The organism is Microbacterium sp. Root61 (assembly GCF_001427525.1).
Lineage (GTDB): Bacteria > Actinomycetota > Actinomycetes > Actinomycetales > Microbacteriaceae > Microbacterium.
On the sequence record NZ_LMGU01000001.1, the window covers coordinates 1,477,106 to 1,494,881 of the forward strand.

The following is a 17,776-nucleotide window of genomic DNA, read 5'->3' on the forward strand; positions in this document are numbered from 1 at the left end:
GGTCACGGCGCCCCGAAACCGAGGTCCGCGAGGATCTTCTGCCCCTGCGGTCCCGTGACGAAGGCCAAGAATGCGGCGGCGATCTCGGGGTACTTCGTCGCCGACAGCGCGGCGATCGGGTAGCGGTTGACGACGTCCTCGGCGCCCTGCGGCACGAACGACTCGACGTCCGCATTGCCCTTCGCATCCGTCGCGTAGACCAGACCGGCATCCGCCTCACCTGCGGCGACCTTGGTCAGCACGGCGGTGACGTTCTGCTCCAGGCTCGCCGGCGTGACATGGAGGTCCGCATTCCCCAGCAGGGTTTGGGATGCCGCGCCGCACGGCACCTCGGGAGCGCACAGCACGACCGTGACGCTGTCGTCGGCGAGGTCGGTGATGTCCTCGACGTTGCCGGGGTTGCCCGCGGGAACCACGACGACGAGGGTGTTGCTGGCGAACAGTTCCGGCGTGCCCTCGACGAGACCCGCATCCGTCACCTTGGCCATGTTCTTCTCGTCTGCGGAGGCGAACACGTCGACGGGCGCCCCCTCGATGATCTGCGTGGCGAGCGTGCTCGAGCCGTCGTAGACGATCGGCTGCACGTCGACCTCGGGGTGGGCTTCTTCGAAGGCCGCGGCGATCTCGTCGAACGCGGCGCCCAGGGAGGCGGCGGCGTACACGGTGAGCTCACCGCGCAGCACCTCCTCCGTGGCCGCGGGCGGTGGCGGAGTGCTCGGAGCGGCATCACCGGCGGACGTGCAGCCGGCGAGGAGGAGGGCAACGGATGCCGCGACGGCGGCGATCGCGAGAGTTCGGCGTGCCATGGGTCAGCCCTTCGGAGTTTCGACGATGACGTTGGTGGCCTTGACCACAGCGACGGCGAGGGAGCCGACCTCGAGTCCGAGGTCGCGCACCGCCTCGGCGGAGAGGAGCGAGACGACGCGATGCGGTCCGGCCTGGATATCGACCTGCGCCATGACCCCGTCCAGCTGGACCCGGGTCACGAGCCCGACGAAACGGTTGCGTGCGCTGGAAAGCACGTCGGTCGGGTCGGAAGCGGCACGTGCGAGTTCGGTCGCACGTTCGGCCAGAGCATCGCCCGGGATCTCGGCAGGGCTCGCCCCGGTCGTGGGCAGGGCGCCCTGATCGACCCAGCGCCGGACCGTATCGTCACTCACGCCGAGCAGCCGGGCCGCCTCGGACACCTTGAATGTCTGCACGGCTCGACGATATCACCGCAGATACGGGCGAAAAGTGTGGCTTTACCCGCATCTGCGGAGCTCCCGCTCGAGCGCGAGGCGCGCGGCGCCCAACGGACGGGATACCCGGAGCCCCGGCCCTCCCCCGCGACTACCCTGAAACCATGCCCCTTCCGCCGCTCGTCGAACCTGTCGCCGCCCTCAGCGCGGCCGAACGCGCCCGCACCGCGCGGCACGCGAGCCTGTCCGGACTCGGCGAGCTCGGCCAGCGCCGCCTCGCGGCCGCACATGTCGCCGTCGTCGGCGCCGGGGGGCTCGGGTCTCCCGTCATCCTGGGGCTCGCCGCCGCCGGCGTCGGCACGTTGACCGTGATCGACGACGACCTGGTCGAGGCATCCAATCTCCAGCGTCAGGTGCTGCACCGCATGAGCGATGTCGGCGCGGCCAAGGCCGACTCGGCGGTCCGCGCGGCCGCGGATCTCGCCCCTGAGACGGTCGTGCACACCGTGCGGGAGCACCTCAGCCGGGCCAATGCCGATCGGATCCTCGGCGACGCCGACCTCGTCATCGACGGCACCGACACCTTCGAGACGCGCGAGGCCGTCGCGGCCGCGTGCGAACGCCTCGGCGTGCCGCTGGTCTGGGGCACGGTGCAGCAGTTCGATGCCCAGGTCACCGTGTTCTGGTCGACGCCCCCGGCGGGCGTCCCTGCCGTGCGCCTCGCCGACCTGTACCCCAGCGGAAGCGTCGGCGAACTCCCCACGTGCGCCGACGTCGGCGTGCTCGGCACCTTCTGCCTCCAGGTCGGCTCGGTGCTCGCCACCGAGGCGATCAAGCTCATCACCGGAATCGGCGAGCCCCTCCTCGGGCGCGTCCTCGTCATCGACGGCCTGCGCACACGGCAGTGGGAGGCGCCGTTGCGAGCCGCAGCATCCGCGGCTCCCCCCGTCATCGCCGACGCGCCCGCGCAGATCCATGCGATCTCGGTGCGGGACCTCGCCACCGCGCTCACCGAGGGCACCGCGCCGACCATCATCGACGTCCGCGAGGCCGATGAGGTCGCCGAAGGCGTCATCCCCGGCGCGCGCCACCTCCCCCTCGCCGAGCTCCTCGCCGACCCCTACGCGGTGCACGGTCCCGTCGTGATCGTGTGCCGGATCGGCCCCCGCGCCCGTCGAGCGGCCGAGGCCCTGGTCACCGCGGGCATCGACGCCACCGTGCTGGCCGGCGGCATGCTCGCGTGGGAATCGGCCCACGCGGAGCGGCTGGTCTGATGCGCACCGTCCCCGAGCAGCTCGCCGCCGTGCTCGCCGCCGTCCCGTCGGTCGTGCCCGAGACCGTTCCGCTGGCGGACGCGCTGGGTCGCACCCTGGTCGCTCCCATCACCGCGCGCGTCGACATCCCGGTGTTCGACAACTCGGCGATGGACGGCTTCGCGGTGCGCTTCGCCGACGTCGCCGCGGCATCCCCCGACGCCCCAGTGCGGCTCCGCGTCACCGCCGACCTCCCCGCCGGCACCTCCCTCGACCCGGCCCTCGACCCCGACGAGGCCGCGCGGATCATGACGGGCTCCCCCGTGCCGAGCGACGCCGACGCCATCGTGCCGTTCGAAGACACCGTGGGCGGCCTCGACGACTCGCTCGACGAGGTCCTCGTCACCGCCGCCCCGCGGGCGCTCGGCGCCCACATCCGCCGCCGCGGTGAGGATGCCGTCGTCGGCGACGAGATCGTCCCGGCGGGCGTGCTGCTGGGTGGTTTCCAGATCTCGGCCGCGGCCGCCGCGGGTGCCGTCGACGCCGTCGTCGCCCGCCGCCCGCGGGTCGCCGTCATCTCGACCGGCTCCGAGCTCGCCTCCCCCGGCGCGGCGCTGCGGCACGGGCAGATCCCCGAGTCGAACTCGCTGCTCCTGGCGGGGCTGGTGCAGGATGCCGCCGCCGACCTCGTGCTGCGCGATACGGTCGCCGACGATGTCGAGGCATTGCGCGCGGCGCTGGCCGCGGCATCCGCTCTCGGGGCGGACGTCGTGATCACGTCGGGCGGGGTGAGCGCGGGCGCCTACGAGGTCGTGAAGGACACGCTCGGCCCCGGCGGCGAGCTCGAGTTCGTGAAGGTCGCCATGCAGCCCGGCAAACCGCAGGGCTTCGGCCGGCTGGCCGACGGCACGCTCGTCTTCGGGCTCCCCGGCAACCCCGTAAGCGTTGCGGTGTCCTTCGAGGCGTTCGTGCGCCCCGCGCTTCTGGCGATGCAGGGGCGTCGCGACCTCCAGCGCCCCCTGATGCGGTTGCGTGCCGAGGCCGGCTGGCGCACTCCGCCCGGGCGTCGCCAGTATCTGCCCGCGGCGCTGGATCGCAGCGACCCGGCCGGATGGACCGTGCGTCCCGCGACCCGCGGCGGCTCCGGATCGCACTTGGCGGGCGGACTCGCTCGCGCCGAGGCGCTGGTCATCGTCGAGGCCTACGTCGCGGAGGTGGCCGCCGGCGATCTGGTCGATGTCATGCTGGTCCCATGAGTTTCACGCACCTGGATGCCGCGGGTCACGCGCGCATGGTCGACGTCACGGAGAAGCAGCCCACCGTTCGCGCGGCGACCGCGCGGGGATTCGTGCGCTGCTCCGCCGAGGTCATCGCCGCCCTCCGCGACGGCTCCGTACCGAAGGGCGATGTGCTGGCCGTCGCCCGGATCGCCGGCATCCAAGGGGCGAAGAAGTGCGCCGACCTCCTGCCGCTCGCGCATGTCATCGGGGTGCACGGCGCCACGGTGGACCTGACGATCGAGGATGACGGCGTGCAGATCGAAGCGACCGTCCGCACCGCCGACCGCACCGGCGTCGAGATGGAGGCGCTCACGGCCGTCACCGTCGCCGGGCTGGCGATCGTCGACATGGTCAAGGCGTTGGACAAGTCCACCTCGATCGAGAACGTGCGCCTCATCGCGAAGACCGGCGGCAAGAGCGGCGCATGGACGCGGCCCGAGGCGTGAGCCTCCCCTCCTGCGGCGCCATCCTCCTCGCCGGCGGACGTGCCACGCGCGTCGACGGCGCTGCCAAACCGCTGTTCGAGGTCGGCGGCACGACCCTCCTCGCCGCCGCGGTCGCGGCGGCCCGCTCGGTGCCGTGCGCGCCGATCACCGTGGTCGGTCCCCGCGAGGACGCCGCCGTCGAGGATGCCGACGCCCTGGAGTGGCTCCGCGAGGACCCGCCGTTCGGCGGTCCGGCCGCCGCGATCGTGGCCGCGCTGCACGCCTGGGACGGTCGCGAAGGCCCGCTGCCCGAATGGACCCTGGTGCTCGCGTGCGACCTGCCCCGCGCGGTCGACGCGGTCGCACAGCTGATGCGCGACCTCCCGCTGCTGCCGGCGGACACCGACGGCGTGTGCCTGGCGGATGCCGCGTCCCGGCCGCAGTGGCTGACGGCGGCGTATCGGACGGCGTCGCTGCGGCGCGCCGCCCGCACGATTCCCGACGGTGCACGCGACGCATCCGTCCGCGCGCTGCTGGATGACCTCGCGATCACCGTGCTGCGGGCACCCGATGCCCTGACCGCCGATGTGGATACGTGGGAGGATCTGGAGGACGCGCGGCGACGGTTCGCCGCGCGGGAGACGGAGCAGACGTGAGCGAGAACGCATCCCGCACCCTGCCGCCCGAGGCACTCGACGAGTGGGCCGCGGCGCTGCGCACGAGGTTCGACCTCGAGCCCGAGGCGCTGCCGATCGCGCTCATCCTCGATCTCGCCCGTGATGTCGCTAACGGCGTCGCACGCCCCGCCGCACCCTTCAGCGCCTTCGCCGCCGGGCTGGTCGCCGGTCGTGCCGGTGGTTCGCCCGCCGACATCGAGGCCGCAGTCGCGGCCGTGACGCAGCTCGCTGCGGGGTGGAACCAGTAATGGCGCGCGTCCGCTACTTCGCCGCCGCCCGTGAGGCCGCCGGCGTGGAGGAGGAGAACCGGGGCGAAACCACGCTCGGTCAGCTCCGCGTCGCGCTGGGCTCGGACTACCCCGAACTCGGCGGCATCCTGCCCCGCTGCGCCGTCCTGGTCGGAGGCGCCCGCCTCGAGGACGACGCCGTACTCGACACCGACGTGCTCGTGGACGTGCTTCCGCCCTTCGCCGGCGGCTGACCCCTCCCGCGAGCTCACAGAAATGGTGCGCTCAGAGGACTCTGAGCGCACCATTTCTGTGAGCTCGCGTGCGGGGGTGGGGCGGCGTCAGCCGCCGAGGCCCTTCCATTCGGAACGGCCGTCGGCTTCGAGCTGGCGCTTCCATACGGGCAGGTCGGTCTTGATCGTCTCGATGATCGTGCGGCATACCTCGAACGCGGTGGCGCGGTGCGAGGAGCCGACGACGATCACCACAGCCGCATCCCCCACCGCCAGGTGCCCGATGCGGTGGCTGACCGCGACGATGGCCGAGGCATCCGTCGCCGCGCGTTCGGCGATCTCGCGCAGGGTCTTCTCGGCGTCCGGGTGCGCGGTGTACTCGAGCGCGACGACCTCGCCCGCGGCGTCCGGATCGTGATCGCGCACCCGCCCGACGAAGGTCGTGACGGCACCGGCGGTGGCGTCGTCGACGGCGTCCAGGTGCTCCTGCAGGTCGAGCGGCTCGGCGCTGATCCGGGCGATGCGCACATCGGCGGGCATCAGTGGTCCCCTCCGCCGAGCTGCGAGAGAACGTGGGCGGCGACCGACAGCACCACGGGGATTCCGGATGCCACGGCAGCCGTGGATCCCGGAAGGTTGACCACGAGCGCCCCGAGGCCGCCCTCCACCGGGTCGACGACTCCAGCCAGGCCGCGGGAGAGCATGCCCGCAGGCTTCTCCGCGGCGCCGATCCGGCGCAGTTCCTCGGCGATGCCGGGCAACTCGCGCGTGATCACCGACCTGGTGCCCTCGGGCGTCCGGTCGCGCGGGCCGACCCCGGTGCCACCGGTCGTCACGATGAGCTGGGAAGCGTCCGCGAGAGCAGCGCGCAGAGCGGCCGCGACGCTATCGGCGCCGTCGGGTACGACGAACGCGTCCGAACAGTCGTAGCCGGCAGCGCGCAGCGCATCGACGGCGACCGGACCGCTCGCGTCGACGCGGGTGCCGGCGGCCGATCGGTCGGACACGGTGATCACGACGGCGCGAACGGTTTCAGCGGCATCCATGCTTTCCACCCTAGGGGCGCACCGTCTCACTCCGTCGACACGGTTCGGCCGTGCATCGCCGTGAGCTGTTCGGCCTCCGCGATGATGCGGTTGACCATGCCGCGGAAGATCAGGCCGTGGAACGGCAGCACCGCGAGCCAGTACAGTCGTCCCGCAAGACCGAGCGGGAAGAAGACGGCGCGCTGGTCGTAGCGCGTGATACCGTCCCCCGGCGTCACGCGCAGTTCCAGCCATGCGCTGCCGGGAACCTTCATCTCCGCTCGCAGCCGAAGGAAGAGACCCGGCTCGATCGCCTCCACCCGCCAGAAGTCCAGGGCGTCCCCGACCCGCAGCCGTGCCCGGCTGCGTCTTCCGCGCGCGAGCCCGACGCCACCGACCACCTTGTCCATCCACCCTCGCACGGCCCACAGCACCGGCGACGAGTACCAGCCGGTATCGCCACCGATCGCCTGGATCACGCTCCATAGCGCGTCCGCAGTGGCGGTGGTCTCAGCGACGCGAACGTCGGTGAACACCGTACGACCCGCCCAGTCCGGGTCTGCGGCCAGCGGATCGCTCGGTGCGCCCGAGACCTCCGCATCCTGCCAGCTGGTTTCCACACCGTCATCGCGCACGCGCCCCAGCGCGAGCGCGACCGCTCGGCGATACGGAGTGAGTCCACCCTCGGGCGGCGCGATGAGCGAGTCGATTTCATGATCGGACATCACGCAGTCGTTCTGCAGCGACTCCACCAACGGTCTGGCAACGGCCCGCGGCACGGGAGTCACGAGGTTCACCCAGTGCGACGCGAGTCGCGGCGTGAGCACCGGCAGTGCCGCGATCGCCCGCTGACGAAGCCCCGCCTCGACCGCGTAGCCGTTCATCATCTGGCCGTATCGCAGCACGTCGGGGCCTCCGATGTCGACGACGCGATTGATATCGCCGGCGATGCGAGCCGCGCCGAGCAGATAGTGCAGGACGTCGCGCACCGCGATCGGCTGAATATGATTGCGCACCCATCTCGGTGCGGGCATATAGGGCAGGACCTCGGTGAGATGTCGCACCATCTCGAATGACGCCGAACCGGAACCGATCACCACCCCTGCCTGCAGTACCAGCGTCGGGACTCCGCTGCGCAGCAGGATCTCGCCCACCTCGACGCGCGAGCGCAGATGCGGCGAGAGCTCGGCGTCATCGGGATGAAGCCCTCCGAGGTAGACGATGCGGCCGACCCGCGCGTCGCTCGCGGCGCGGCCGACGTTCTCGGCCGCGTCCCGGTCGACCTTCTCGAACCCTCGACCGACGCCCATGGAGTGAACCAGATAGTAGAGGACATCGACATCCTCGACGGCTTCGCGGACGGATGCCTCATCCCGCGCGTCGCCGGGAACCACCTCGACGCCGTCGCCCCAGTCATAGGCGGCGACCCGGGCAGGTTCGCGCGCCAGCACGCGAACGCGGTACCCCGCGGCGAGGAGGCGTGGCACCAGTCGCCCTCCGATGTAGCCGGTCGCTCCGAACACGAGCGCCCGCGGTGGTGAACCGTCCGGCCGGGGAACTGCGCGCAGGCCCTCCTCCTGACCGGTGGGCGCGGAGAGTTCATTCATCGTCCGAACCCTACGCGCCGCACCGGGGTCCGGGAAGTGGCGACGACCCGAACTGGCGTTCAGAGACGTCGGACGAGGTTCAGTCCCGCCGCTCGAGGCGGACGATGACCGACTTGGAGGTGGGGGTGCCGCTCACATCGGCCACCGAGTCGAGCGGCACGAGGACGTTGGTCTCGGGGTAGTACGCCGCCGCGTTGCCGCGCGGAGTGCTGTACGCGATGATGCGGAACTCCTCGGCGCGGCGCTCCTCGACGTGCCCAGTCGGATCCTGCCACTCCGAGACGAGGTCGACGATGTCGTTCTCCTCGAAGCCCAGCACCTGGATGTCCTTGGCGTTGACCAGCACCACGCGCCGGCCGCCGCTGATGCCGCGGTACCGGTCGTCCTTGCCGTAGATCGTGGTGTTGTACTGGTCGTGCGAACGCAGGGTCTGCAGCAGCAGACGCCCGCGCGGGATGCGCGGGTACTCCAGCGGGTTGACCGTGAACATCGCCTTGCCCGTGGCCGTGGCGAAGCGGCGCTCGTCGCGCGGACCGTTGGGCAGGAAGAACGTGCGACCGCGGTCGATGCGCTGGTCGTAGTCGTCGAATCCGGGGATGACCGCGGCGATGTGGCCGCGGATCTGCGCGTAGTCCGACTCCAGCGCCGCCCAGTCGGCGTGCGGGACGTTGGCCGGATGGGCCACCGTCGACGGGTTCGACCCGCTCGCCTCTTCGTCAGCGCGACGCTCGGGCTGACCGAGGTCGACCTCGACGGCGCTCTCGGCGACGCGCTGCGCGCCCGGCGCGGCATCCGCGTCCGTCCCGAAGACGAGCGCGCACAGGCGGGACACGATCGCGACCTCGCTGAGCATGTCCTCGGCCGGCGGTGCCAGGCGGCCCCGCGACGAGTGCACGGCCCCCATGGAGTCCTCGACCGACACCCGCTGCTCGCGGCCGCCACGACGGTCGCGGTCGGTGCGGCCGAGGGTCGGGAGGATGATCGCGCGGCGACCGGTCACTACGTGCGAGCGGTTGAGCTTGGTAGACACCTGCACGCTGAGCGACATGTTGCCCATGGCCGCCTCGACGACGTTCGTGTCGGGGGTGGCGCTGATGAAGTTGCCGCCCATGCCCATGAAGAACGTGGCGTCGCCGTCGCGCATGGCCCGGATCGCGGCAACAGTGTCGTGTCCGTGCTCGCGCGGGGAGGCGAAGGAGAACTCGCGGTCGAGCGCGTCGAGGAAGTCCGTCGACGGCTTCTCGTAGATGCCCATCGTGCGGTCACCCTGCACGTTGGAGTGCCCGCGCACAGGGCAGACGCCCGCGCCGGCGCGCCCCATGTTGCCCTGCAGCAGCAGTACGTTCACGACCTCGCGCAGCGTGGGCACCGAGTGCTTGTGCTGCGTGAGCCCCATCGCCCAGCAGACGATGGTCGACTTCGATGTGCGCACAGACTCGCCCACCCGCCGGAGGGCCTTCTCCGGCAGTCCGGTGGCCGCGACCAGCTCGCGCCACGGGGTGTCGCGCATCGACTGGATGTAGTCGTCGAAGCCGCTGGTGTGCTCGGCGATGAACGCGTGGTCGAATACACCGCCGTCGCTCTCCTCGGCCTCGAGCAGGTGCTTGCCGATCGCCTGGAACAGAGCCTGGTCACCGCCGAGGCGGATCTGCACGAACTGGTCGGCGAGTTTGGTGCCGCCGAGGATCGCGCCTTTGACGGTCTGCGGGTTCTCGAACCGCATCAGACCGGCCTCGGGCAGCGGGTTGACGGCGATGATCGTCGCGCCGCGCTGCTTGGCCTTCTCGAGCGCGCTCAGCATGCGCGGGTGGTTGGTGCCGGGGTTCTGCCCGGCCACGATCAGCAGGTCGGCCTCGTGGATGTCGGTGATCGACACCGTGCCCTTGCCGATGCCGATGGTCTCGGTCAGCGCGGAGCCGCTGGACTCGTGGCACATGTTGGAGCAGTCCGGCAGGTTGTTCGTGCCGACGCCGCGGACGAGCAGCTGGTAGAGGAACGCGGCTTCGTTGGAGGTGCGGCCCGAGGTGTAGAAGATCGCCTTGTCGGGGTTCTCGAGCCCGCGCAGCTCATCGGCGATCATGCCGAGAGCGTCGTCCCACGAGATCGGGCGGTAGTGCGTGGCGCCCTCTTCGAGGAGCATCGGATGCGTCAGCCGGCCCTGCTGTCCGAGCCAGTAGTCGTCGTGCCCGCGGAGCTCGTCGATGGAGTGCCGCGCGAAGAACTCGGGCTCGACGCGACGGATGGTCGCCTCTTCTGCGACGGCCTTGGCGCCGTTCTCGCAGAACTCCGCGACGTGGCGCTTGTCCTCTTCCGGCCAGGCGCATCCCGGGCAGTCGAATCCGTCCTTCTGGTTGACTTTCAGGAGCGTCTGCACGCTGCGGCTGACGCCCATCTGGTCGTACGAGATCTTCAGCGCGTGCAGCACGGCGGGGATGCCGACGGCCACGTGCTTGGTGGATCCGACGCGCACTTTGGATTCGTCGATGTCTGCGGTGGGGGGCCTCTTCGCCATACAGCCAAACTACGCCGTCTGGAGGGGACGGGACGAATCCCAGCGCGGCTGCTGTCCCACTGGATGGGCCGCCGGTGCGCGCACGCTGCTCACTGCTGTTGCACGAGCTCCTCCAGCGTGCCGAGCATGCCCTCGCCCTGCGCGACAGCCTCCTCCGCGGTCGCCCGCACGACGCCGTGCGGACCGCCCGCGAGGGTCTCGGTGGCCAGGTCGATCACGCCTGCTGTCTGGCCCTGCAGGAGCGCGATGTACAGCCGCTCGGCGTCGGCTCCGGTGGCGGACGCCAGCTCGGTCCGCTGCGCTGCCGTGGGCAGCCCGGGCATATCGGCGTGCGCGCCGTGCCCCGCACACGGACCGTCGTCCGAGCGCTCGAGCGGCTTGGCCGCCGACCACGCCACGTACTGCTCCCGCAGGGCATCGAGCGCAGCATCCTGTTCGGCGATGCTCTCCGTGGCCACCTCCTCCGCGTCCGGAGAGACCTCCGGGGTGTCGAGGAGCACCACACCCAGCTCGCGCGCCTCGACGCGGTAGAAGATCATCGACTCCACGAAGCAGAAATCGGACGCCGAGATCGGTTCGGCGGGTCCAGTACCCGACGGCGACGCCATCACCGTCGGCGCCTCGCCACCGGGCCGTCCGGCCATCGCCGCGAAAGCGATCGCCACCGCCGCCGTGCTCAGCGCGACCACCAGGCCGACGGCTGCGACTGCGTTGCGCACCGAGACGATCCTTCCGGTCGGGATGCCGCCCGCTCCCGACCGGCGGCGCGCAGTCGGCGGCGCCCGGTCTCCCGCGGAGGACTCCCCCGAGAATAGTCTGCGCGCGGTGAGGCCTCCGAGGAGGGCGCTCACGCCTGTGGAACGGGACACCCGCTCACTGCGGCACCCGACCGCGCACGATGCCGAGCACGTCATCGAGCGCAACGGCGCCGAGGTGCGGCCCGGAGATCGCGGAACGCGAATCCACCGACACGGCACGGTTGTCGCCGACGACCCAGACGCTGCCGTCGGGCACGCTCACCCGGAACGGGATCACGCCGCCGGGCCTGTCGCCGGCGATGTACCCCTCATCGAGCGGCTCCCCGTTGACGAGGAGGCGCCCGGATCCCGCTTCGCAGCACACCACGGTGTCGCCGCCGACGCCGATCACGCGCTTGACGAGCGTGGTCCCGTCCGCCCCCGACCAGCCGTCGACATCGCGGAAGAGCACGATGTCACCCCGGGCCGGCGTCAGCCACCGGTCGTAGAGGACCACATCGCCGCTGCGCAGCGTGGGGTCCATCGAATCGTTGACGATGTGGGCGGCCCCGAGTCCGGCCACGGCGAGCGCGGCCAGCAGGAGCGGCGCTACGATCACCGACAGGGTGAGGATGCCGCGACGACGCGTGCGCGGCGCGGTCGGCTGCGTCGCGACCGTGGCTGGAACGGCGAGCGCCATCACTCCCCCGCCAGGAGAGCGGTCATCGCGGTGATCTCCCTGTCCTGTTCGATCAGGACGTGCTTGGCGGAGGAACGCACATAGGCGTTCGTCCCCTCTCGCACCGCGAGCTCGGCCATCTCGAGCGCGCCGATGTGATGGGCGATCATGAGCTCGAGGAAACGGGTCTGCGCGGCGAAGCCGTCGAGGGTCTCGAACTCGGAGATCTGCTCGGGCGTCGCCATCCCCTTCATGCCCTCGTGCGACGCGTGGTCGCCGCATCCGGCGATCGGGGCATCGACCGGCTCGTTCGCGCTCGAGGCGCCGTGCGCGCCGTGCGCCGACGCGGGCGCTGCGGACTCACCCGACGAGGCGACCCAGGCGGTCCGCCACGCGTCCATCGTCCGGATCTCGGCGGTCTGGTCCGTCACGATGAACTCGGCCAGCGCTCGCGTGCGATCGCCGATACCGTCGGCGGCGAGGACGATGCCGCTGAGTTCGAGTGCCTGGGTGTGGTGCGGGATCATCGCCTCGACGTAGCAGTAGTCGGCTGCGACGGGGAATCGCTGGCCCTGCGCGTTGAGGATCGGCGCAGAGGCAGGAGCAGCCACCGGAGTCGTCCGGGGGGTGGTGATCGCGAGGGCGACGGTGGAGAGTCCGACGAGTGCGATCGTGACCGCGACGATCATTCCGACTCCGGCGATGCGGCTGCGCATGTCATGTCCCTTCGATCAGCGGAATCGGGTGACCGCGGGATGGCGTGGGGGGAACGCCATCCCGCGGTCGTTCTCATCAGGCGGCGATGTGCGCGCCTGAGCGTCGGGCGAACCAGGACAGCGCGGCGAGGCCGGCGCCGGCGAGCAGGAGCACGAGCCCCGACATCGCCCAGCGGTTGGCATCCGTGCCGGTGGTGGCGAGTGCTCCGAAGATCGCCGCCGGGGAGGCGGACGAGACGGTGAACGCGCCCTCGGCGGTGACCGAGGAGGCCTGCCCCGTCAACACGAGACGGTGCTCGCCGGCCGGAGTGTCACGCGGCACGATGAACTGCGCCGTGATCTTTCCCTCCGCATCGGCGACGAACGTGCCGACGTCGACCGGGTCGGAGTGCAGCACGGCGCTGACCGTCTCACCGGGGGTGAATCCCTCGGCGGTCGCGGTCTGCGACGCTCCGGGTGCGACCTCGGACTGGCCGAAGGCGACCGGGTTCGTCGGCGCGGTCGTGCCGCCACCACCGGGCACGCTGGGCGTTCCGGTCGGCGTGGGTCCGGCCGTCGGGTCCGTCGTCGGGGTGGGTCCCGCGGTGGGGCTCACGGTCGGCGACGGGGTCGGGGTCGTCGTGATGTTCGGGTTCGGAACGCCGCGCATGTCGCCGTTCACCCACTTGCGTCCCTCGGGCACATTGGGGTTCTGCGCCGCGAAGTCACGCGGGTAGAGGGTGAAGCCCTGCCAGTGGATCGGCATCGGGCTCTGGTCCTCGTCACGGTTGATGTGATGGAAGCCCACGTTCACCCACGCCACCGGATCGATCAGCTCTTCGCCGTCGATGTAGTCGGTCACCATCTTCCCGGCCTTCGAGGGGATCAGGTTGAAGCTCGAGTGCACCTCGTCGGCCTTCGCGTTGGTGAACGCGATGTCGTAGTCCGTCTCCGGGTTGAGGTTGTACGCCTGGTCGCGCGGCACGATGATCTCGTACGACCGCGCGTGCCCGTCCGCGTTGAGGCTGTCCGGGTTCACGACCCGGTAGGCCTCCCGGTTCGATCCCATCGTCTTGGTCTCGCTGGAGACCGGTGTGAGGGTGGTCTCGAGGATGGCGGTGTGCCCGGTGTCACCGGTCGTCCCGTACTCGCCGGTCGGGACGGTGGCGAACTTCTCGACGTTCTGGGTGCTGCCCCCGTCGATCCCGAAGTCCACCTTCCAGAACGCGGAGTGGTAGTGGTTGACCGCGAAGTCCTCGTCGGCGGGATCGAGCGGCCAGCCCTGATTGACCACGTTCGTGTAGTCGTTGGGCGAGAGGTCGCCGGTCGCGCCGAGTTGCACGGAGATCTCTCCGTCGTCGTGGAAGCGGTACTGCACCTGGTACTCGTACCAGCCGATGCGCGACACCGTGTGCAGCACGAGGTCGGTCCCCTGCGCCGCGTAGAGGGCGTCGTTGGTGATGTTCGAGCGGTAGGCGAGACCGGAGTCCTCCTCGCCGATGCAGATCGCGGGGATCTCGCCGCGCGGGGCATCGACCCAGGCGTTGCGGATCTCACCTACCGGGCAGTCCACGGCGGCCAGCGCCTGCAGCCGGCGTCCGCCGACCTGGTAGGTGGTGACGTCGTTGTACTCCGTCGCACCGGTGTCGTACGGCACGTTCAGCTGCGCGAGGGCGATGGAGTCCAGGACGAGCATGGGCGCCGCGTCATCACGCGGCTGGTACGCGATCTTGTCGAGCACGAGACCGCGATAGGTGTCGATGCGCCAGCACATCTGCCAGCTCGATCCCGATTCCAGGGTCTCCGACACGAGCGAGCCGCCCGAGCATGAGGCCTCCGTGATGGTCTGTGCCGTGGCCGGCAGTGGGGCGGCGAGCAGAAGCCCGCCTGCGAGTACGGCGACACTCGTCGCCGCACCGAGGATGCGTTTCATCATCGATTTCTCCGTGGTCATGAGACGGGCAGGACAGTTCTGGTGGAGAGGTTCACCACGAGGGTGCTGGTGGTGAGGTACGGGCCGCCGTTCACCTGTGCGAGCAGCTGCACGCACCTGTCGACACCGCACGTCTCGGCGCCGAAGGATGCGGCATCCGACATGAAGGAGTGAGCGGTGAGCTCCACCTCAGCCGAGGTGGTGGTGAGCGCCGACCCCCCGGTGAGGGCGGAGAACTCGTTCACCAGCGGTTCGGACTGGTCCGATGACAGCACGAGGTCCCACGCAAAGGCGGTCTCGGCATCGGTCGGCGCGGGCTGCGATCCGGTCGCGCGCTGCACCGACTCGATGCTCGCCTGGGTGACGTTGACGATGAGGGCGACCGTCTCGTTCGCGGCGTAGTCGTAGTAGAGCGAGAGCAGGCGGCGCTGGCCGTCGGTGTAGGACTGCGGGTCGGCGACGTCGGTGGAGATGAACTGCATCCCCGGCTCGCCGAACACGTCCGCGCCGGCCGCGAAGTCGGCCGTCTGCGCGCCGAGGTAGCGCACGTACGACACCTCGTCTCCGGAGAGCTGGTCGTAGGCGGCGGCGATCACCGCGGGGGGCGCGACCGTCTCCGACTTCTCGGGGGCGTTCTCGTCGGTGCTGTCCGCAGCGATGGGGCTGGACGCCGCGTCGGGCGGCGTCGAGGTCGCCTGGACGGCGATCTGCGTCGCGAACACCAGGGTGACTGCGGCGCAGCCCGCGGCCAGGGCGGCGGAGACGCCGAGGACACGCGGGGTGAGGAGGCGACGCCAGCGTGAGGGAGGCGGGGACTCCCCCTGGGAGAGCTGTGGCTCGGTCACAGGCTTCCTTTCTTGGGGTGGGACCGACGCGGTGGGGTCCACGCCGTGGGGTGAGTCTTGGGCAGCGCTGTTTCCCGACGGTGTGCGCCGGCGAAAGCGCAGCGAAATCCGTATGAGACACATGCGGCCGTGGCGACGCGCGGCGTCTCAGGCCGCGTCATCCACCCGAAACATCGCCGGATCGAATCGGCAACGCGACCTCGATACCGTCGCGCTACCGGAGGGAGACACGTGAGCGCACTGGCAGACGCGATCCGGCATGGGCAGCAGCGATCCGATCTCGGCACGACTTCGCCGTTCTCCGGTCTCCGCCGTCGACACGCCCGCACGATCGATGTGGTGGCGCAGTCGGTCGCCGCCACTGCGCCGGCGGGTGTGCTGCTCGTGCACCCGGGGGCGCTGTTCGGGCGCAGCGGTTCGTTCGCCTACCTCGACATCGTGCTGACGATCACGCTCGTGATCGGTATCGCGCTCGTCATCGGGATCTTCGCGCGGCGCATCGCCAGCACCGGATCGCTCCATACCTTCACCGCACGCGGCCTCGGCCCGCGCGTCGGGCTGATCGGCGGCACCGCGTTGGCCGTCGGGTACCTCGCGATCGCCATGAACACGCTGTGGTCGGGTGCCGGACGCATCGCGAGCGTGGTGGCGGCCTCGCCCGAACCGCCACCGCCGTTGACCGCGGCGATCGTCGCGGTCACCGCGGTCGTCATCGCCGTCGTGATCGCCCGCGGGCTGCGCATCTCCACGCGCATCCTCCTCGTCCTCGAGACCGTCGCGGTGCTCGCAGTGCTGGTGCTGTCCGTGATCGCACTCACGGCGACGAAGTGGGATGTGGCGCGGCTGATCCCCCGGGCGCAGGACTTCTCGATGGATGCCGTGATGATCGGCGTCGCCTTCTCGCTCATCGGTTTCGTCGGATTCGAGAGCGGCGTCGCGCTCGGTCCCGAGACCCGGCGGCCGTTCGCCGCGATCCCCCGCGCGATCCTCATCAGTGTGGGGGCGACGGGGTTCGTCATGCTGGTGGGCACCGCCGCCCAGCTCTCTCTGCTGTCCGAGGACCCCGCGGCGGGCGCACTCGCCGAGGTCACCGGGCTGCGGACCCTCATCGATCTCATCGTCGGCGTCTCCTTCCTGGCGTGCGCGTTGGCGATGACCAACGCCGCAACCCGCGTCGCGTTCGCCCTCAGCCGGGAGGGCGTCATCCCCCCGCTGTTCGGCCGGGTGTCCCGGCGCGGCGTTCCCGCGCTCGGTGCCGTCGCGCTGACGGTGATCGTGGCCGCGATCCCGCTGTCGACGCTGGCGGCGGGCGGATCGCGGCAGGACATGCGGGCGATCACCGCCCCGGCATCCACTCTCGGGTTCCTGATCGCCTACGCCCTGATGTGCGCAGCCGCCCCGGCGTTCCTCGCGAAGATCGGCGAGCTGTCGGCGCGCGCGGTGATCGTGTCGGTCGTCCCGCTGCTCGCACTGGCGACCGTCCTCGGGTTCTACGGCGCGTCGGCGACGCGAGGCAATCCCGTCGGCTTCGCGTGGGCGGTCGGCATCCTGGCCGTGCTCGTGGTCGCCGGCATGGTGCGCCTGGCCAGGCGCCCGGGAGTGGCCGCCCGTGTCGGCCTGCACGACTGGCCCGTCGATGCCGACACCATCGCGGCGCAGGTGCCCGCCGCCGAGTCGGACGGCGAGGACCGCACGGGGTCCGCACGATGAGCGGCCCCGCGCCGCTGCCGGAGAAGGGACTCGGCCTGGCGCTGGAGATCCTCGAGCAGGTGGCACGCCACCATGCGGGGATGGCGGCCGCCGACATCGCCCGCGAGCTCCAGGCTCCGCGCGCCACGGTCTATCGCATCGTGAATGCGCTGGTGCGCGACGAGTATCTCGTGCGGCGTCCGGATCTGTCCGGCTTCCTGCTCGGCACACGCGTGCTCGAGCTCGCCAGCATCGTGGATGCCCACCGTCGGCCGCCCTATCAGGGGATCCTCGACCGGCTGCGTGCGCAGACCGGCGAAGCGGTGCATCTGGTCGGATTCCACCGCGCGGGCCTCACGGTGATCGACGAGGACCCCGTGCATCCGCTCTCCGACCGTGCGGCGATGCTGGAGGATCCCACCCGTTCCGCGGTCGGGCATCTCTGGCTGATCGAACGTCCCGAGCGCCCGCCGAGTCCGCGGGACGCGCGCTGGAGCGTGCCCACCGGGCGGATCGACGTGACCGATATCTCAGCCGCGGTCGCTGCGCGGGGGTACGCCGAGCACATGGGGATGCTGGCGCCGGACCGCGGCTGCCTCGCCGTGCCGATCCGCAGCAACGAGGAGCCGATCGGCGCGGTGAGCCTGTCGACGTCGATCTCCCGGCTCTCGCTCGCCGCGCGTCATGTCGCCGCGCTGCGCGAAGCGGCGGAATCGCTCGCCGCGCTCGAACTGCTGCCGTCGCGCTGAGCCTCTCGCGCTGAGGCCGGTCGCGCTGC

At 71.0% G+C, this 17,776-nt stretch carries 19 protein-coding genes; 8 read left to right on the plus strand and 11 right to left on the minus strand.

The window, feature by feature from the left end; genetic code table 11:
• Positions 1 to 2: 2 nt before the first annotated feature.
• Together modA and ASD65_RS07185 are read right to left on the minus strand one after the other, a co-directional pair.
• Positions 3 to 806 (minus strand): molybdate ABC transporter substrate-binding protein, encoded by an 804-nt coding sequence (modA, locus tag ASD65_RS07180; protein WP_056220446.1) that lies wholly within the window; start codon positions 804 to 806, stop codon positions 3 to 5.
• A 3-nt stretch (positions 807 to 809) separates the two neighbouring features.
• Positions 810 to 1,202: a TOBE domain-containing protein gene (locus tag ASD65_RS07185; RefSeq protein ID WP_056220448.1), complete on the minus strand. Its 393-nt coding sequence runs from the start codon at positions 1,200 to 1,202 to the stop codon at positions 810 to 812.
• Positions 1,203 to 1,345: 143 nt separating this feature from the next.
• Between ASD65_RS07185 and ASD65_RS07190 the strand changes: the two genes are divergently transcribed.
• Genes ASD65_RS07190 through ASD65_RS07215 form a run of 6 tightly spaced genes read left to right on the plus strand, consistent with a single transcriptional unit; the run spans position 1,346 to position 5,297 of the window.
• Positions 1,346 to 2,455, plus strand: a complete 1,110-nt coding sequence (locus ASD65_RS07190; protein WP_056220451.1) for a ThiF family adenylyltransferase — start codon at positions 1,346 to 1,348, stop codon at positions 2,453 to 2,455.
• Entirely contained in the window at positions 2,455 to 3,690 is a 1,236-nt protein-coding gene (locus ASD65_RS07195) for a molybdopterin molybdotransferase MoeA (protein WP_056220455.1), read from the plus strand. Before ASD65_RS07190 ends, ASD65_RS07195 begins: the two co-directional genes overlap by 1 nt.
• Positions 3,687 to 4,160 carry a cyclic pyranopterin monophosphate synthase MoaC gene (gene moaC, locus ASD65_RS07200; RefSeq protein WP_056220456.1) on the plus strand — a complete coding sequence of 158 codons (474 nt, stop codon included), beginning with the start codon at positions 3,687 to 3,689 and terminating at the stop codon, positions 4,158 to 4,160. The genes ASD65_RS07195 and moaC overlap by 4 nt, the downstream gene beginning before the upstream one ends.
• Positions 4,139 to 4,795 carry a molybdenum cofactor guanylyltransferase gene (mobA, locus tag ASD65_RS07205; RefSeq protein ID WP_056220458.1) on the plus strand — a complete coding sequence of 219 codons (657 nt, stop codon included), beginning with the start codon at positions 4,139 to 4,141 and terminating at the stop codon, positions 4,793 to 4,795. Before moaC ends, mobA begins: the two co-directional genes overlap by 22 nt.
• Entirely contained in the window at positions 4,792 to 5,064 is a 273-nt protein-coding gene (locus ASD65_RS07210) for a DUF6457 domain-containing protein (protein WP_056220462.1), read from the plus strand. The genes mobA and ASD65_RS07210 overlap by 4 nt, the downstream gene beginning before the upstream one ends.
• Positions 5,064 to 5,297 carry a MoaD/ThiS family protein gene (locus ASD65_RS07215; protein WP_056220464.1) on the plus strand — a complete coding sequence of 78 codons (234 nt, stop codon included), beginning with the start codon at positions 5,064 to 5,066 and terminating at the stop codon, positions 5,295 to 5,297. The genes ASD65_RS07210 and ASD65_RS07215 overlap by 1 nt, the downstream gene beginning before the upstream one ends.
• An 87-nt stretch (positions 5,298 to 5,384) precedes the next feature.
• Here ASD65_RS07215 and ASD65_RS07220 read toward each other — a convergent pair whose 3' ends face one another.
• The 9 genes from ASD65_RS07220 to ASD65_RS07260 form a co-directional block, all read right to left on the minus strand.
• Positions 5,385 to 5,816: a molybdenum cofactor biosynthesis protein MoaE gene (locus ASD65_RS07220; RefSeq protein ID WP_056220467.1), complete on the minus strand. Its 432-nt coding sequence runs from the start codon at positions 5,814 to 5,816 to the stop codon at positions 5,385 to 5,387.
• A complete protein-coding gene (locus ASD65_RS07225; protein WP_056220470.1) occupies positions 5,816 to 6,322 on the minus strand; it encodes a MogA/MoaB family molybdenum cofactor biosynthesis protein in 507 nt (168 codons plus the stop codon). Before ASD65_RS07225 ends, ASD65_RS07220 begins: the two co-directional genes overlap by 1 nt.
• 26 nt (positions 6,323 to 6,348) lie before the next feature.
• On the minus strand, positions 6,349 to 7,908 hold the full coding sequence (locus tag ASD65_RS07230; RefSeq protein WP_056220473.1) for an SDR family oxidoreductase: 1,560 nt from the start codon (positions 7,906 to 7,908) through the stop codon (positions 6,349 to 6,351).
• Between the two features lie 79 nt (positions 7,909 to 7,987).
• Positions 7,988 to 10,420, minus strand: coding sequence for an FdhF/YdeP family oxidoreductase (locus tag ASD65_RS07235; protein ID WP_056220476.1), 2,433 nt, complete (start codon positions 10,418 to 10,420; stop codon positions 7,988 to 7,990).
• An 89-nt stretch (positions 10,421 to 10,509) separates the two neighbouring features.
• Positions 10,510 to 11,139, minus strand: coding sequence for a DUF305 domain-containing protein (locus ASD65_RS07240; RefSeq protein WP_056220479.1), 630 nt, complete (start codon positions 11,137 to 11,139; stop codon positions 10,510 to 10,512).
• A 154-nt stretch (positions 11,140 to 11,293) separates the two neighbouring features.
• Positions 11,294 to 11,857, minus strand: coding sequence for a signal peptidase I (gene lepB, locus ASD65_RS07245; RefSeq protein WP_056220482.1), 564 nt, complete (start codon positions 11,855 to 11,857; stop codon positions 11,294 to 11,296).
• The gene (locus tag ASD65_RS07250) at positions 11,857 to 12,552 is read right to left on the minus strand and encodes a DUF305 domain-containing protein (RefSeq protein WP_056220485.1); all 696 of its coding nucleotides are present in this window, start codon (positions 12,550 to 12,552) and stop codon (positions 11,857 to 11,859) included. The genes lepB and ASD65_RS07250 overlap by 1 nt, the downstream gene beginning before the upstream one ends.
• A 76-nt stretch (positions 12,553 to 12,628) precedes the next feature.
• On the minus strand, positions 12,629 to 14,464 hold the full coding sequence (locus ASD65_RS07255; RefSeq protein ID WP_162248469.1) for a copper amine oxidase: 1,836 nt from the start codon (positions 14,462 to 14,464) through the stop codon (positions 12,629 to 12,631).
• A 17-nt stretch (positions 14,465 to 14,481) separates the two neighbouring features.
• On the minus strand, positions 14,482 to 15,309 hold the full coding sequence (locus tag ASD65_RS07260; protein WP_056220491.1) for a hypothetical protein: 828 nt from the start codon (positions 15,307 to 15,309) through the stop codon (positions 14,482 to 14,484).
• A 231-nt stretch (positions 15,310 to 15,540) separates the two neighbouring features.
• Here ASD65_RS07260 and ASD65_RS07265 point away from each other — a divergent pair, with 231 nt between their 5' ends.
• Positions 15,541 to 17,019 (plus strand): APC family permease, encoded by a 1,479-nt coding sequence (locus ASD65_RS07265; protein WP_056220493.1) that lies wholly within the window; start codon positions 15,541 to 15,543, stop codon positions 17,017 to 17,019.
• Positions 17,016 to 17,747 carry an IclR family transcriptional regulator gene (locus tag ASD65_RS07270; RefSeq protein WP_056220496.1) on the plus strand — a complete coding sequence of 244 codons (732 nt, stop codon included), beginning with the start codon at positions 17,016 to 17,018 and terminating at the stop codon, positions 17,745 to 17,747. The genes ASD65_RS07265 and ASD65_RS07270 overlap by 4 nt, the downstream gene beginning before the upstream one ends.
• Positions 17,748 to 17,776 lie beyond the last annotated feature (29 nt).

Excerpts from the sequence above, each read along its gene's own strand:
- moaC (WP_056220456.1), top strand. The coding sequence starts at position 3,687 with ATGAGTTTCACGCACCTGGATGCCGCGGGTCACGCGCGCATGGTCGAC.
- ASD65_RS07190 (WP_056220451.1), top strand. The coding sequence starts at position 1,346 with ATGCCCCTTCCGCCGCTCGTCGAACCTGTCGCCGCCCTCAGCGCGGCC.
- ASD65_RS07195 (WP_056220455.1), top strand. The coding sequence starts at position 2,455 with ATGCGCACCGTCCCCGAGCAGCTCGCCGCCGTGCTCGCCGCCGTCCCG.
- ASD65_RS07270 (WP_056220496.1), top strand. The coding sequence starts at position 17,016 with ATGAGCGGCCCCGCGCCGCTGCCGGAGAAGGGACTCGGCCTGGCGCTG.
- ASD65_RS07230 (WP_056220473.1), bottom strand. The coding sequence starts at position 7,908 with ATGAATGAACTCTCCGCGCCCACCGGTCAGGAGGAGGGCCTGCGCGCA.
- ASD65_RS07255 (WP_162248469.1), bottom strand. The coding sequence starts at position 14,464 with ATGAAACGCATCCTCGGTGCGGCGACGAGTGTCGCCGTACTCGCAGGC.
- mobA (WP_056220458.1), top strand. The coding sequence starts at position 4,139 with ATGGACGCGGCCCGAGGCGTGAGCCTCCCCTCCTGCGGCGCCATCCTC.
- modA (WP_056220446.1), bottom strand. The coding sequence starts at position 806 with ATGGCACGCCGAACTCTCGCGATCGCCGCCGTCGCGGCATCCGTTGCC.
- ASD65_RS07215 (WP_056220464.1), top strand. The coding sequence starts at position 5,064 with ATGGCGCGCGTCCGCTACTTCGCCGCCGCCCGTGAGGCCGCCGGCGTG.
- ASD65_RS07225 (WP_056220470.1), bottom strand. The coding sequence starts at position 6,322 with ATGGATGCCGCTGAAACCGTTCGCGCCGTCGTGATCACCGTGTCCGAC.
- ASD65_RS07250 (WP_056220485.1), bottom strand. The coding sequence starts at position 12,552 with ATGCGCAGCCGCATCGCCGGAGTCGGAATGATCGTCGCGGTCACGATC.
- ASD65_RS07220 (WP_056220467.1), bottom strand. The coding sequence starts at position 5,816 with ATGCCCGCCGATGTGCGCATCGCCCGGATCAGCGCCGAGCCGCTCGAC.
- ASD65_RS07235 (WP_056220476.1), bottom strand. The coding sequence starts at position 10,420 with ATGGCGAAGAGGCCCCCCACCGCAGACATCGACGAATCCAAAGTGCGC.
- lepB (WP_056220482.1), bottom strand. The coding sequence starts at position 11,857 with ATGGCGCTCGCCGTTCCAGCCACGGTCGCGACGCAGCCGACCGCGCCG.